Raw genomic sequence first — 13,630 nt, forward strand, 5'->3', positions numbered from 1 at the left:
TGCGTTCTCCGGCTCTGCCGAAGGGATCAGACGCTGTGCACGAAGGCGCATCTTCAAGTCCGCACCTGATCTAATTCATGCGCCGTGTATATATCTTTTGCCCGAAAAATAAAGACTTCTAATGGGTTTCACGCACAACTCACCGAGTGTTGATGAACCTCTTTGGCCGATCCAGACATCGTGAACGTCCTATGGAGATGGAACGCCGTTGGTACCGTTTGCAGATACTCTGCGACGGATATTCGTTCATGCGCTCGTGTCGAAAATGATCAGCAGGAACTTGCTCAATTCTCGATGCTGATGAGAGTTGAGGCAAAAGAACCCGGGCTTGGTTGTCCCGGGTCCGCTATCATTGGCTTAGTTCGCATCATACCACCAGACATCGGGCATGTATTGGGGGCCATCCCCGTAGATCGGCAAAGTGTCGGGGAACTTTAGCTCGCGGATATGCGCAATGCGCCCGACATCAAAGCTCCAGATCGGGATCACATAGCGACCTGCGGTCAAGACACGGTCCAAAGCGCGGGTGGCCGTGGTGAAATCTTCGCGCGTCTCCGAGGCCAACATGGCATCGATCATCGCGTCGACGGCGGGCGAGGAAACCCCCATCAGGTTGCGCGTGCCTGGCGTGTCCACAAATTCTCTGCCCCAGTAGAACCTTTGTTCGTTGCCCGGCGACAAGGACAGGGCACGTCGGAAAGGCGTCATGTCGAAATCGAGCTCGTTCATGCGCGAGGTGTATTGCGCATCATCGACCTTCTCGACCACCAACTCGATGCCCAGACGTTCCAGAGCGCGGGCGTAAATCTCGGCAATTGTACTGACGTCCTGAACGACATTCAGACTGCCCTGGCTGATCACCATTTCAATCTTCAGCGGACGGCCTTCCGCGTTTTTGAGCACGCCATCCTGAACGGTCCATCCCGCGTCTTCCAGCAGCTTGACTGCTTGGCGAATGTTGCGCCGGTTGCGTTCCGAGCCGTCGCCTTGTGGCAATTCGTACCCTTCCAATGTGCCGGGCGTCAGCTCAGCCTCAAAAGGCTCCAGCAAAGCGCGCACCGGTTCAGTTGCCGGCCCAGGTTGCATCGCCAGATCAGAGCCAGAGAAGTAAGAAGAAATACGAGGCTGTGCGCCGCCCGTGACCGTGTCGTTGATAAATTCAAAATTGAAGGCAAGCGTCAGCGCTTCGCGCACGCGCCAGTCATCCAGCGGTGGTTTGCGGGTGTTCATCACAAAGCCCGTCATCCCCGATGGTTTTCCATGGGGAATTTCAGTCTTGATCACGTCCCCGCGCTGAACGGCAGGAAAACTGTATTGTTTGTTCCATTTGTCTGCGTTGAACTCGCGCACGGCCGACAGTTCTCCGGCTTTGAAAGCCTCGAACGCGACAGATCCGTCGCCGTAGAATTCAATCCGCAGTTCATCGAGGTTCATGGTGCCGCGACGAAACGGAATGTCAGCGCCCCAGTAGTCCGGGTTACGTCGCAGGTTCACATAGCGACCGGCCTCATAGCTGTCGATTATGTACGGACCGGTTCCGATTGGAACATCCTGTAACTTGGCATTCGCGAAATCCTTTCCGTCCCACTGCGCCTTTTGCAGGATCGGACGCATTCCGGCCAGCAGGGCCAATTCCCGGTCAGGGTCGTTGAACGTGATCCGGACCGAGCGCGGTCCGGTCTGTTCAATGCTGTCGATCTTGCCCCACAGCCCTCGGTACCGCAGATGCCCTTCGGTTCCGAGGGTCTCATATGACCAGATCACATCCTCGACCGTGACGGGGCTGCCGTCGGAAAATCGGGCCTCTTCGCGCAGAGTGAATTCGACCCAAGACCTGTCCGGCGCCGCTTCAACTGATTCGGCTAACAGCCCGTAAAGTGTGAAAGGTTCGTCCCAAGACCGACCCATCAGGCTTTCGTGGGTCCAAAACGGCAACTGCCAAGGAGAGGTGCCTTTTTGCAAAAACGGGTTCAGACTGTTATAGCCACCGGTGTTTCCGAACACCGCTTTGCCGCCTTTGGGCGCATCCGGGTTGGCGTAGGGGAGGGACACAAAATCCGGTGGTAGGGCCGGGTCCCCATACATAGCTATGCCATGAGACGATTCTGCATGGGCGACAGACATGAGAAAAATGCTGGCGATTCCCGCCGCAAATGGTCGAAACGGTCGGAGAAAATCCGGGCTCATTTTGGAAACAATCCTGCTCTGGCCTTATTTTGTTGGGATTCATCGTAGTGATGATTTTTCTTATTATCAAACTTTTAGCTTGGACGAAGGCGCAGAATTGCTTATAAAGGTTCCACTGCTCGATAGGTTTCTTGCCTGTATGAAACCTGCCTCAATAACTTAACGCCCGCTTCGTGCGGGCGTTTTTTTTGGGCAGTTCCGAATGTCCAGGTCCGGGATTTCAATTCCATATGTTTCCCCGTTTTCTTTGCAGGTGCAGCATGGCATGGTGCGCGAGGATATCGCATCAGGGAGATCGGTCATGAGCCTTGCGGGCAAAACGGCAATCATCACAGGGTCAAATTCAGGCATAGGTCTGGGGGTCGCACGCGAGCTGGCCAAGGCAGGGGCCAATGTGGTTTTGAATTCCTTTACCGATCGGGATGAAGATCATGCGCTGGCTGCAGAGATTGCAAAAGAAACCGGAACCAACGCGCGCTACATCAAAGCGGACATGTCCAAAGGCGATGAGTGCCGCGCACTGATCGAGCAGGCAGGGGCCTGTGATATTCTGGTGAACAACGCGGGCATTCAACATGTCTCTCCGATTGATCAGTTCCCGACCGAGAAATGGGATGCGATTATCGCAATCAATATGAACTCGGCATTTCATACGACAGCTGCGGCGCTGCCGATGATGCGCAAGGCGGGATGGGGCCGGATCGTCAATATTGCCTCGGCCCACGGTTTAACGGCCTCACCTTACAAGGCGGCCTATGTCGCTGCAAAGCATGGTGTGGTCGGGATGACCAAAACTGTCGCGCTTGAGACCGCGCAGGAGCCGATAACCTGCAACGCGATTTGTCCGGGTTATGTTCTGACGCCTCTGGTAGAGGCACAGATCCCCGATACGATGAAGGAATACAACATGAGCCGTGAGAATGTTGTGAAGAATATCTTGCTGGAACGGCAGCCTTCGAAGGAGTTTGCTACCGTTGAGCAGCTGGGCGGCACAACCATTTTTTTGTGCTCGGATGCGGCGGCTCAGATTACCGGGACAACGATTTCGGTCGATGGTGGCTGGACCGCGCTTTGAGGATCCATGGGGGCTCTGCCCCCATACCCCGGAGTATTTTTGAAAAGATGAAGGGGTTGAGGCATGAAACGGATCAATCTGGCATTGCAGGGCGGTGGGGCGCATGGGGCGTTCACCTGGGGGGTCCTTGACAGGTTTCTGGATGAAGAAGACGTTGAGGTTGCGGCCATTACCGGGACGTCAGCGGGGGCGTTGAACGGGGCCGCGTTCAAGTCGGGCATGGTGCATGCCGGGCGCGACGGCGCACGCGCAAGTCTGGACGCGGTGTGGGCGCGTATGGGTGCGATTGGCGATATGCGCATGGCCCATTGGTTCCGAGGGGTGGAGCCTGCAGAAATTTCCAGAGCTATGGAGTATTCGGTCCCTTATTCCATTGGCGAGGCGTGGTCCCGAATGGTGTCGCCTTATGCATATGGCCCATTTTATAGCAACCCGTTGGAGTCGGTGGTTGATCGGTTCAACTTTGCCGAAGTGTGCGCAGATGACGGCCCGCGTCTGTTTGTCTGTGCGACCTGTGTGCGAAGTGGTAAGATCCGTGTCTTTACCGGAGATGAAATTTCGACAGACGCCATTCTGGCTTCGGCGTGTTTGCCGACCCTGTTCAAGGCGGTCGAAATCTATGATCCTGAAACCGAGCGGACCGAGGCGTATTGGGACGGTGGCTATACAGGGAACCCGGCGCTTTATCCGTTGTTTGCTGACGATCTGCCTGACGACGTGGTGATCGTGAACATCAACCCGCTGGAGCGCGATGAAGTGCCTGTCACGCCGCAGCAGATCCAGAACCGGATTAATGAAATTAGTTTCAACTCATCTCTGTTTCGCGAACTCAGGGCGATCAGTTTTGTGCAGCGGTTGCTGAAAGAGGGCAAACTGAAGGCCGATGAAATGAGCCGTGTTCTGGTGCACATGATTGCGGATAACGAACTGATGAACAGCTTGTCTGTTGCAACTAAGACCGTCCCCAATCCGGTTATCCTGCACAAGCTCAAGCAGGCCGGGCGCGACGCGGCAGATGGATTCCTTGCGAAACACAAAGACGATCTTGGGCAGAACAGTACAGTGGATCTGCCTGCGATGTTTGGCTGATTACTCAGGCGGTTGGGTCGGGTCTTTTTCGTTGGGGTATACCAGACCAGCCGAAATCACCAGTTTCGCTGCGTCTTCGATGCTCATGTCCAGTAAGATCACGTCTTCGGCCGGAAAGAACAGGAGGAAGCCAGAGGTGGGGTTGGGCGTGGTCGGAACAAAGACGCTGAGCAATTCGCCCCCGGTTTCGGCCCGTTGGCTGACCTCGCCGCGCGCGCTTGTCGAAACAAAACCGATAGCCCAGATGCCCCGGCGTGGATACTGGATCAGGCAGGCTTTTTCAAAGGACCGTTCGGTCTGCGCAAAGACCGTTTCCGAGATCTGCTTGATCCCAGAGTAAACCGACCGCACGACGGGCATCCGGTCGACCAGGCTTTCGGCGAAATGGATCAGCGAGCGGCCCAGAATGCCTTTGGCGATCCACCCGACGATGATTGTGAAGATCAGGAAGATCACCACACCCACACCGCGCAGGTTGATGCCCACATATTGTTCTGGTTGGAATTGTTGTGGAACCAGCGGCAGAACGGCGCTGTCGATCCAGCCGACCACAGACCAGATCAGCCAGACGGTCAACCAGACAGGTGCAATAACGACGATGCCGGTCAGAAAGGAGCCGCGCAGCCGTGAAAGCAGGCCGGGGCGGCGATGGGGCTCTTCGTCGAAAGGTGTGTTCATTGCAGGTCCGAGTGGGCAGTTCCGAATGGTTTCCGGGGTTTAGGTAGTCAATCCGTCGCTTTGGTACAATAGGGCTGCGTCAACCCTGCTGCACCAGCGACTGCGCGATTTTGGCGGCCAGGCGTGCGTTGTTGCGGACCAGCGCGATATTGGCCGTTAACGAACGGCCTTCGGTTTTCTCAAAAATGCGTTGCAGCAGATAGGGCGTCACGGCTTTGCCGGTGATGCGGTGGGCATCCGCGTCGGCCTGAGCCTCGGCGATGATCGGGGCCAGTTCCCCGGCCGCTATCTGATCGGCGGCAGGGATCGGGTTGGCAACCAGCTGTCCGCCGGGCAGACCCAGCGCACGCCGCGTGGCATGGGCTTTGGCGATGGCTTCAGCACTGTCCATACGCAGAGGCGCGGAAAAAGGTGATTTTGCCGACCAAAATGCAGGGAACTCATCTTGCCCAAACGCGATGACGGGCACACCCAAAGTCTCTAGCACTTCAAGCGTTTTGGCGAGGTCCAGGATAGCTTTGGCCCCGGCAGCAACCACTGTGACCGGCGTATGCCCTAGCTCGTGTAGGTCAGCAGAAATGTCGAACGTTGTCTCTGCGCCCTGATGCACACCGCCGATACCGCCGGTGGCAAAGACCTCGATCCCGGCGTACTGCGCGGCGATCATTGTGGCGGCGACGGTTGTGGCCCCGGTGCCCCCGGTCGAAATGCAGGCCGCCATGTCTGCGCGCGAGATCTTGGCGACACCCTGTGCCTGTCCCAGCCATTGCAGTTGCTCGGGTTCCAGCCCCACGTGCAGTTTACCTGCAATCACCGCCATGGTTGCCGGAACTGCGCCCGCATCACGAATGTCCTGTTCGACCTGAGCCGCAACTTCGACGTTTTGCGGATAAGGCATTCCATGGGTGATGATGGTGCTTTCCAGCGCAACGATGGGTTGGCCTGCGTCTTTGGCGGCGCGGACCTCAGCTGAGTATTGAATGTCGATCACAGTGGGGTTTCTCCGGAAACATAGGTTGCAGCGGCGTGCAGAGCGCGGGTCAAGGCCTCGTCACTCGATGCGCCGCCGGATTCTGAGGCGATATGGGCCGCCATGAAGGTATCCCCGGCACCGGTCACTCGGGTGACCAGAACAGACGGGGGCGTTTGGGTTAGAATTTCGTCGGAACTGCCTACGGTGGCTGAGTTTCCGCCGTCAGTCACCAGCACGCGTAGCGCACCGCGATCCAGCAGACCCTTGGCAGCGGATTCGGAGTCGGTGAATTCACGTTGGCACAAGATGCCGGCCTCTTCGAGGTTCACGTAAAGTGTGGCGCGGGCGTGCTTGAGGAAGGGTAGCAGCCTTTCCGCTTTGCCGGGCGAGGCCGGGGCCACGCGCAGGTCGGCGCGGGCAAAGGCGGGGCTTTGAGCAATTTCTTCCAACAGGTCCAGCGTCAGGTTGCCATCCAGCGCGATGGGTCCTTCAAAGGGCGTGTTCTCATAGCCCAGTGGTCCATGCATCAAAGGGCGCAGGATCTTTGCACCCGCAGCCTCCAGCGAGTGCGCGTCAGCAATGGCCGCGATCAACCCGTTTGCACCTTCTACGGCCATATAGCGATCGGTCGGCAAATCCTGAGAGCGATAGATGTGATCCGTGACCATGCCCAGCCGCGAACAGGCGTGGACAAGCTCATCACCCTCGGGATCGCGACCAATTGCGGTGAGCAAAGTAGGGGTCATACCAAAGCGCACGAGTGTCATGGCGATGTTCATCGCAACGCCGCCGGGCAACCGGGTGATGCGCCCCGGCACGTCCGAACCTTGTCGCATAGCGCTTGCTGATCGTCCGATCACGTCCCACAGGACCGAACCGATACATAGTATATTGGCGTTCTGAGTCATGAGGATGTCATGCCGCAGCGGTGATGCCCGTGCAAGTCAGAACATTCCTGCCAACTGATATTCCCGGATCATCAGGCAATTGCCCCTTTTGATCTTGCGATCTAAGGCCCGCGCGGGAACAATTGCTCGCAATGATTGGTGATTTGTTTCTTTTTTCGGAGCGTTTCGTATGAATGGCCATGGTTCCCGTGCCATCCTTCGTGCCCTTACGGTCTTCTTTTTGAATATTTGCGTCCTGACGTTCTTTCATGCGGGTCAAGGGCAGGCGCAATCCACACCTCCGACCGTGATTGATTTCTGGATCGCCGAAGAACAGCTGTTTCTTGAGGTCAGTTTGAATGCCGAGGCTCTTTTAGTCGGACTTTATCCAACGCAACACCAAGCCCTTCTGGATGACCCGCAGTATCAAACCCTACGGGAAATGGCGTCATCAGATTTTGAGCCTCTGATCAAAGGTTTTGTTGAGAGTTGGGTACAGGACGTTGAGGTCGAAGTGCCCGAACGACTTACGCTGTCATATGCAGGTGTACGTATTCCTGATCCGGGCGACGTGGAAACTGCGCGTGTTTCAATTCTGTACCTGACTGCGCCTCTGGCGAAGCAACCTTCTAACCTTAGGTTGCGCTGGCCAACCGAGGCCGGACCGATCGTGCTGCGCCAACAGGGTGTTGCAGCCCCTTATACTGGTTACCTGACGGCTGGTGAGGCCAGCCCGCTGATTCCGTTGCGCGGTGGGGCATCCCTAACACCACAACAGACCTTGCAGACCTATTTTGCACTGGGGCTCAATCACTTCACGCAAGCGCCTTTTGCGCCGTGCCTGCTAGCCGTCTGCCTTGTGTTTTTGTCGTTGTCCTTGCGCCCGGTTGCAGTTCAGGTGGTATTTCTGTCTGCAGGTGTATTCCTCGGGCTTGGGTTGGCCGTTTACAGCGTGCTGAATCCGATTGTTTACGTTCAAGTTCAGGCGCCAGCAGTGTTCGTCATAGTTCTCGCGTTGTGGAACTTGGTAGCCCGCCGGTTACAGGTCGCGCGGCTTCTCACGGTGTTTGCAGCAGGAGCGGTGTTTGGGTTGGGCTTGGCCACGGCCTTAAAGACCATTGGCGTGCCGCCAGACCATCAGCTTCCCGCTGCACTGGGGTTCGGGGCCGGGGTTGTTCTACCGCTCATTTTGACGGCGTCAGCTGCGTTTGGTCTGGCACTTTTTCTTGCAGGTGGGTCGCATAGAACGCGGGCCCGAATTTCCGCTCTGGCCTCAATCCTGATTGCAGGGCTCGGGGTGTATTGGCTAGCCGAGCCTTGGATTTTGGGGTGATGCCCGGTTAGGACATCGCTGCTGTTAGAGTGTTCAGCGTGCCAAGCGGATCGTCGCTGTTCCAGATTTCGTCCCCAATGCCGAAGAAATCGGTGCAGGGGGCCAGGTCGCGGATCAGGTCGGGCGTTAGTCCACCTTCGGCCACAACCGGAACTTCGATCATCTCGGACCACCACTGGAACAGATCCTTTTCGGCACGCGTGCCATCGCCCAAAACGGTGGTGCCAACAGGACCGAAGGCTACATAATCGGCACCGTTTTCACCAGCGGTCATACCGTCATGGCTGGAGGCACCGCAGAAACTACCGACAATTGCATCTGTGCCCAATTCCTTGCGCACAGCCCTGACGGACCGAGCCGCGTCGTCCAAATGCACACCGTCCAGACCAAGACGCTGGGCCAGCAGCACGTGGTTCGAAATAACGATGGCCACATCACGCGCATGGGCAACCTCGCGACAGGCATCTGCCGCACGGGAAAGGGTGTCTTCGTCGTTTCCGGCCAGCGCCAGGCGGATGCAGGCAATGTCGGCCCCGTCCAGAACCGTTGCCAGCTTGCTTGTGAAGGTGCTCAACTCGATGGTCGGAGGCGTGATCAGGTAAATCTGCGGCTGCTCGGGGGTGTCCATGGGCGCGTCCTTCGGCTTTTGGTCTTTGGCGCGGTTTAGCGGATTGCGGCGGGGAAGCAAACTTTTTAGCCCGCCAAGCAGGTATTTGGAAACAGAAGAAGAGGATCGGGTTGCCCTGTAAACGCCATCGGATTAGAGCGGGCGGAACTTTTCGGAGACAGCCATGCCCAGCGATACATCTCAGCCCTCTTTCGTGCTCGTGCGCCCGCAAATGGGCGAAAACATCGGTGCCGCCGCGCGTGCGATGTGGAATTTCGGTCTGGATCGTATGCGCATCGTGGCCCCGCGCGACGGCTGGCCCAATCCCAAGGCGGTCGCCATGTCCAGCGGGGCGGGGCGGTTGCTGGATGAGGCGCAGCTTTTTGACGATTTGGCTGGTTCTCTAGCCGACAGCACGTTTGTCTTCGCGACCACCGCCCGGCAACGCGGGTTGACCAAACCGGTCTACAGCCCGGAACGTGCGATGCAGATCGCGGCTGAGAAAGTCGCAGCAGGAGAGAAAGTCGCCGTGCTGTTTGGTCCTGAACGCGCAGGGCTTGAGAATGAAGACATTGCAAAGGCCAACGCGATCATATCGGTTCCGGTGAACCCGGAATACGCCTCGCTGAACCTGGGGCAATGCGTGTTGCTGACCGCCTATGAGTGGATGCGCCAGACCGGCGACGTGGTGCACGAGACCACCGATTTGGGCAAAGGCGACTGGGCCACAGGGATCGAAGTGGAAAAACTGGTCGAGCATTACGAGGATCGTCTGGAAGAGGCCGGGTTCTTCTATCCCCCCGAAAAAGCAGAGGGTATGAAAGTCAATCTGCGTAATCTGTGGTCGCGGATGCGGATGACGCGGGCTGATGTGCAGATGCTGCATGGGATCATGCGGCAGATGGTCCGCTGGAAAGACAAAAGCTGAGTCTGGACCTATCTTCCACCAAGCCCTAGCTTGCGACAAAATCAGGACATGAGGACAGCATGAGCGGTAAGCGCAGCATCTTCGAAGAGGTCTCGGACACCGAAAAACAACAGGCCGTGCAACCGGGAATGATCGACCGGGGACGCGGCGGCGCACGCCAGGGGATCCGTGTTTGGCTTATGATCCTGTTTGCCCTGGTCGTCGTTATGATCGCAGTTGGTGGTCTGACGCGCCTGACCGACAGCGGCCTTTCGATCACGGAATGGCGTCCGATCACCGGAGCCATCCCGCCGATGAATGAGGCCGACTGGCAGGCGGAATTCGACAAATACAAGCAGATCGACCAATGGCGCATTCAAAACCAATGGATGGAGTTGAATGATTTCAAGTTCATCTACTGGTGGGAATGGGGCCATCGTCAACTGGGCCGCGTGATCGGACTTGTCTGGGCCCTCGGGTTCTTTGGTTTCTTAGCTGCACGTAAAATTCCAACCGGCTGGACCGGTAAGCTGTTGATTCCGGGCCTTTTAGGCGGTGTTCAAGGTGCAGTCGGATGGTGGATGGTCGCCTCGGGCGTGACGCAGGGTGAGGGCATGACCGCCGTTGCCAGTTATCGTCTGGCCACACATTTGGGTCTGGCTTTTGTGATCCTGGGCTTCTTGGCGTGGTACATCTTTGAACTGGGCCGCGAAGAACGCGACCTGATGCAGGCGCGCCGCGCGAAAGAGGCCAAACTGTTCTCACTGTCCACCGGTCTGATGCATTTCGCCTTTTTACAAATACTCATCGGCGCGCTGGTTGCTGGGATTGACGCCGGGCGGTCTTACACCGACTGGCCCTTGATCGGCGGGCAAGTATTCCCACCCGATGCCACAGCGCTGGAGCCAATGTGGCGGAACTTCTTTGAAAGTCCCGGATTGGTTCAGTTCATTCACCGCTGCGCGGGGTATCTGCTGTTCATCTTCGCTTTCATCGTCTGGCGTCGTGGCGGGACCAGCGCGCATCCGCAGACACGATTTGCCTTCAATGCCGCCTTTGCCGCGCTGGCGCTGCAGGTTGTCGTCGGCATCGTGACCGTGGTCTACGGTGCGCCCTGGCAGATCGCTATCTTCCATCAGTTCATGGCCGTTGTCGTCTGGACCCTGATCCTGCGCGCCCGGTTCTTGACCGCTTATCCCATCGCAACATCCCTGCGCGGAGTATGATCCTATGACCGCTTTCAATGATCTCATGGCCTTTCAGCGTGAAACCTCGGCTTTGGGCCAGATTGCCGGACGGCTGGGCTGGGATCAGGAAACCGTCATGCCACGCGGAGCCGCACCGCAGCGTGCCGAAGAAATGGCCGCGATTGAGGCCGTGCTTCACGCGCGCCGTTCCGATCCGCGTGTGGCGGAATGGCTTGAGCAAGCCGCGCCACAGGACGAAGTGGGTAAGGCCCAGTTGCGTGAAATCCGTCGGGCCTATGAGCGTGCGGTGAAAGTGCCTGCTGATCTGGCAACAGCGATCGCCCGTGTGACATCCGCTGCGCAGGGGTCTTGGGCGCAGGCGCGGGCGGATGAAGACGTTTCAGCTTTCCTGCCGGTGCTTGAAGAGGTTGTGTCGCTCAAACGGCAGGAAGGCGAGGCATTGGCGCAGGGCGGTGACGTCTATGACGCGATGGTCGAGGATTATGAGCCCTATACAACCGGCGCGCAGATTGCGGCCATTTTTGATGAAATGCGTCCGCGCCTTGTGGCTTTGCGCGCCGCCGTACTGGACCGACCGGAACCGGCAGCCCTGAATGGCAGCTTTGATGAACAAACTCAGATGCGCCTGACGCAAAAACTGGCTACAACATTTGGATATGATCTGAATAACGGCCGGGTGGACAAGGCGGTGCATCCGTTTAGCTCGGGCAGCGGTTTGGACGTGCGCATCACCACACGCACCAGCGAAACGGATCCCTTCAATTGCTTCTATTCCACCATTCACGAGGTCGGCCACGCCGCTTATGAGCAGGGTATCGACAAAGCCTATTTGCTGACTCCGCTTGGAAATGGTGTGTCGATGGGTGTGCATGAAAGCCAAAGCCGGATCTATGAAAACCAACTCGGCCGCTCGCGCGCCTTTACGGGGTGGCTGTTCGGACAGATGACCGAGGCTTTTGGTGATTTCGGCATCGCCAATGCAGATGCGTTCTATGCGACCGTTAACCGTGTCCACAACGGATATATCCGCACCGAGGCGGATGAGGTTCAGTACAACCTACACATCATGCTGCGTTTTGACCTGGAACGCGCCCTGATGGCCGGAGACTTGCAGGTGAGCGACCTCGAATCCGCGTGGAACGATCGGTTCAAGGCAGATTTTGGCTACGCGGTCGACAAACCTTCGAATGGTTGTTTACAGGATGTGCACTGGTCCGTTGGGCTGTTCGGCTACTTCCCGACCTACTCCCTGGGCAACGTTTACGCTGGCTGTCTTTATCAGGCTTTGCGTGCAGCCGTATCGGGACTGGATGCCCAACTTGCCGACGGTGATACATCGGGTGCGACGGGCTGGTTACGGGATCAGGTTCAGCAGCATGGTGGGCTTTATGCACCGCGCGACATCATTGCACGTGCCAGCGGCGTAGAGCCGGGGCCAGAGCCATTGCTTTCCTATCTGGAAGAAAAGTTCGGAGCACTATACGGGCTGTGAGCTGAATATACAGTTTTCGGCCTGTGGACACAAAGGCGGGACCTCCCGAGTGGCGCCGCGGGAGAAGAGCGGGTTTTGACCGTGTTTCGATGTGGATGCTTTGATCCTCAGATGATTGCAGTTGGTCATATCAATAAAACGCATGTGTCACCAGTTTGCGGCCCAAAGCGAGCGGCATCCCCCAAGGTAGTATTCACGCGTATTGTGCCTTTACTAGATAACGTCGGGCTGGTGTTTGGGGCCAAAGGAATTGTATCCCAATAAGAGTAAAAGCTCTCTCTCATCCTCACTGTTGCAGTAATGGTAACGATGTTGAGGGTTTTTGCTTCAAATGAGGAAAAAAGGTGTCCAAATTGTGTCTGGGTTGCTGTTTAGTCTCAAGTCTGTGTGGCACTTCTGTGGGAGTGCGTATTTGTGAAAAGTGATTGAAGGGTTAGGGGTTAAACACATGGCACTGCAAAGCAACGTGGCTGCGATTGCCTTAGTTGGGGTGTTGGCTGGAAGCGCCGCCTCAGCGTTGAGCGTAACAGCCATTTCTCCCTCTTGGCAGAACGTCAATCCGACGACTGGTATTACTGAAAGCAGCTCTGGTTCAACGATTTCGCTGCGTTGGGGCGGTGGCAGTAACCCGAGTGGTTATGATTTTACGCCGACGGGTACACCAATATTGAACCTTTCGCCGGACACAGCTTTTGACTTGGGACAGTTCACTCATCTCAACTTCCCGATTCCGGGGGAAGTTCTGAGTTCGGTTGATCTTGTCGTCGATCTGCAGATCGGCGGCGGACCTTTGGTGTCTTCCACTTTTTCACTGACTCATAATGAGACCGTGAACCAACAGTCAAATTGTCCTCAGGATCCAACGCCCTGCAACGATATTGTGACCATTGCCAACACACTCGGGTCCCAGAACTTCTCTTTTGGTGGACAGAACTATGTGTTCTCGGTGCTCGGCTTTTCACAGGACGGCGGGAACACAATTTCAACTGGTTTCAGTACAGTTGAAGAGACAAAGAATTATGCAACGCTTTATGGTCAGTATACAGTCGCTCCTGTTCCGCTGCCTGCTGCCGGGTGGCTGTTGCTTGGGGGCATCGGTGGGCTGTTCGCCTACGGGCGTCGCCAAAAGCGCAATACCGCCTAGACAAGGTTTTTCTGCCGCAAGTTCGTTAATGCGGCAGAGGATTGAAAAAA

Annotated in this window: 13 protein-coding genes; 8 read left to right on the forward strand and 5 right to left on the reverse strand. The window is 56.8% G+C overall.

Annotation, left to right across the window (positions count from 1 at the left end):
- Positions 1 to 357: 357 nt before the first annotated feature.
- A complete protein-coding gene (locus ACXADZ_RS07780; RefSeq protein ID WP_475194625.1) occupies positions 358 to 2,187 on the reverse strand; it encodes an extracellular solute-binding protein in 1,830 nt (609 codons plus the stop codon).
- Here ACXADZ_RS07780 and ACXADZ_RS07785 point away from each other — a divergent pair.
- From ACXADZ_RS07785 to ACXADZ_RS07795, 3 genes are all read left to right on the forward strand, one after another.
- Positions 2,123 to 2,350, forward strand: coding sequence for a hypothetical protein (locus ACXADZ_RS07785; protein ID WP_171089108.1), 228 nt, complete (start codon positions 2,123 to 2,125; stop codon positions 2,348 to 2,350). The two genes, ACXADZ_RS07780 and ACXADZ_RS07785, sit on opposite strands and share 65 nt — an antisense overlap.
- Before the next feature lie 138 nt (positions 2,351 to 2,488).
- Positions 2,489 to 3,262: a 3-hydroxybutyrate dehydrogenase gene (locus tag ACXADZ_RS07790; RefSeq protein ID WP_475194628.1), complete on the forward strand. Its 774-nt coding sequence runs from the start codon at positions 2,489 to 2,491 to the stop codon at positions 3,260 to 3,262.
- A 63-nt stretch (positions 3,263 to 3,325) separates the two neighbouring features.
- Positions 3,326 to 4,351 carry a patatin-like phospholipase family protein gene (locus tag ACXADZ_RS07795; RefSeq protein WP_475194630.1) on the forward strand — a complete coding sequence of 342 codons (1,026 nt, stop codon included), beginning with the start codon at positions 3,326 to 3,328 and terminating at the stop codon, positions 4,349 to 4,351.
- Here ACXADZ_RS07795 and ACXADZ_RS07800 read toward each other — a convergent pair whose 3' ends face one another.
- The 3 genes from ACXADZ_RS07800 to ACXADZ_RS07810 all read right to left on the reverse strand — a co-directional run bounded on the left by ACXADZ_RS07800 (position 4,352) and on the right by ACXADZ_RS07810 (position 6,910).
- The gene (locus ACXADZ_RS07800; RefSeq protein WP_171090313.1) at positions 4,352 to 5,029 is read right to left on the reverse strand and encodes a DUF502 domain-containing protein; all 678 of its coding nucleotides are present in this window, start codon (positions 5,027 to 5,029) and stop codon (positions 4,352 to 4,354) included. It lies immediately after the preceding gene.
- A 79-nt stretch (positions 5,030 to 5,108) separates the two neighbouring features.
- Positions 5,109 to 6,020: a pseudouridine-5'-phosphate glycosidase gene (locus tag ACXADZ_RS07805; RefSeq protein ID WP_475194632.1), complete on the reverse strand. Its 912-nt coding sequence runs from the start codon at positions 6,018 to 6,020 to the stop codon at positions 5,109 to 5,111.
- Positions 6,017 to 6,910 (reverse strand): PfkB family carbohydrate kinase, encoded by an 894-nt coding sequence (locus ACXADZ_RS07810; RefSeq protein WP_171183404.1) that lies wholly within the window; start codon positions 6,908 to 6,910, stop codon positions 6,017 to 6,019. Before ACXADZ_RS07810 ends, ACXADZ_RS07805 begins: the two co-directional genes overlap by 4 nt.
- 169 nt (positions 6,911 to 7,079) lie before the next feature.
- Here ACXADZ_RS07810 and ACXADZ_RS07815 point away from each other — a divergent pair, with 169 nt between their 5' ends.
- On the forward strand, positions 7,080 to 8,222 hold the full coding sequence (locus ACXADZ_RS07815) for a HupE/UreJ family protein (protein WP_475194634.1): 1,143 nt from the start codon (positions 7,080 to 7,082) through the stop codon (positions 8,220 to 8,222).
- A 7-nt stretch (positions 8,223 to 8,229) separates the two neighbouring features.
- Here ACXADZ_RS07815 and ACXADZ_RS07820 read toward each other — a convergent pair whose 3' ends face one another.
- Positions 8,230 to 8,850 (reverse strand): thiamine phosphate synthase, encoded by a 621-nt coding sequence (locus ACXADZ_RS07820; RefSeq protein WP_171668332.1) that lies wholly within the window; start codon positions 8,848 to 8,850, stop codon positions 8,230 to 8,232.
- A 163-nt stretch (positions 8,851 to 9,013) separates the two neighbouring features.
- On the opposite strand from ACXADZ_RS07820, the gene ACXADZ_RS07825 reads away from it, so the two are divergent.
- The 4 genes from ACXADZ_RS07825 (at position 9,014) to ACXADZ_RS07840 (ending at position 13,580) form a co-directional block, all read left to right on the forward strand.
- A complete protein-coding gene (locus ACXADZ_RS07825; RefSeq protein ID WP_171668331.1) occupies positions 9,014 to 9,757 on the forward strand; it encodes an RNA methyltransferase in 744 nt (247 codons plus the stop codon).
- Positions 9,758 to 9,816: 59 nt separating this feature from the next.
- Positions 9,817 to 10,962, forward strand: a complete 1,146-nt coding sequence (gene ctaA / locus ACXADZ_RS07830) for a heme A synthase (protein ID WP_171668330.1) — start codon at positions 9,817 to 9,819, stop codon at positions 10,960 to 10,962.
- 4 nt (positions 10,963 to 10,966) lie between these two features.
- Complete coding sequence (locus ACXADZ_RS07835) at positions 10,967 to 12,436, forward strand: carboxypeptidase M32 (RefSeq protein WP_475194637.1); 1,470 nt, start codon at positions 10,967 to 10,969, stop codon at positions 12,434 to 12,436.
- Between the two features lie 448 nt (positions 12,437 to 12,884).
- Positions 12,885 to 13,580, forward strand: coding sequence for a THxN family PEP-CTERM protein (locus ACXADZ_RS07840; protein WP_475194640.1), 696 nt, complete (start codon positions 12,885 to 12,887; stop codon positions 13,578 to 13,580).
- Positions 13,581 to 13,630: the final 50 nt, after the last annotated feature.

The organism is Ruegeria sp. ABM4_193, assembly GCF_056158705.1.

Excerpts from the sequence above, each read along its gene's own strand:
- ACXADZ_RS07785 (WP_171089108.1), top strand. The coding sequence starts at position 2,123 with ATGAGAAAAATGCTGGCGATTCCCGCCGCAAATGGTCGAAACGGTCGG.
- ACXADZ_RS07780 (WP_475194625.1), bottom strand. The coding sequence starts at position 2,187 with ATGAGCCCGGATTTTCTCCGACCGTTTCGACCATTTGCGGCGGGAATC.
- ACXADZ_RS07790 (WP_475194628.1), top strand. The coding sequence starts at position 2,489 with ATGAGCCTTGCGGGCAAAACGGCAATCATCACAGGGTCAAATTCAGGC.
- ACXADZ_RS07795 (WP_475194630.1), top strand. The coding sequence starts at position 3,326 with ATGAAACGGATCAATCTGGCATTGCAGGGCGGTGGGGCGCATGGGGCG.
- ACXADZ_RS07800 (WP_171090313.1), bottom strand. The coding sequence starts at position 5,029 with ATGAACACACCTTTCGACGAAGAGCCCCATCGCCGCCCCGGCCTGCTT.
- ACXADZ_RS07810 (WP_171183404.1), bottom strand. The coding sequence starts at position 6,910 with ATGACTCAGAACGCCAATATACTATGTATCGGTTCGGTCCTGTGGGAC.
- ACXADZ_RS07815 (WP_475194634.1), top strand. The coding sequence starts at position 7,080 with ATGAATGGCCATGGTTCCCGTGCCATCCTTCGTGCCCTTACGGTCTTC.
- ACXADZ_RS07820 (WP_171668332.1), bottom strand. The coding sequence starts at position 8,850 with ATGGACACCCCCGAGCAGCCGCAGATTTACCTGATCACGCCTCCGACC.
- ACXADZ_RS07825 (WP_171668331.1), top strand. The coding sequence starts at position 9,014 with ATGCCCAGCGATACATCTCAGCCCTCTTTCGTGCTCGTGCGCCCGCAA.
- ctaA (WP_171668330.1), top strand. The coding sequence starts at position 9,817 with ATGAGCGGTAAGCGCAGCATCTTCGAAGAGGTCTCGGACACCGAAAAA.
- ACXADZ_RS07835 (WP_475194637.1), top strand. The coding sequence starts at position 10,967 with ATGACCGCTTTCAATGATCTCATGGCCTTTCAGCGTGAAACCTCGGCT.
- ACXADZ_RS07840 (WP_475194640.1), top strand. The coding sequence starts at position 12,885 with ATGGCACTGCAAAGCAACGTGGCTGCGATTGCCTTAGTTGGGGTGTTG.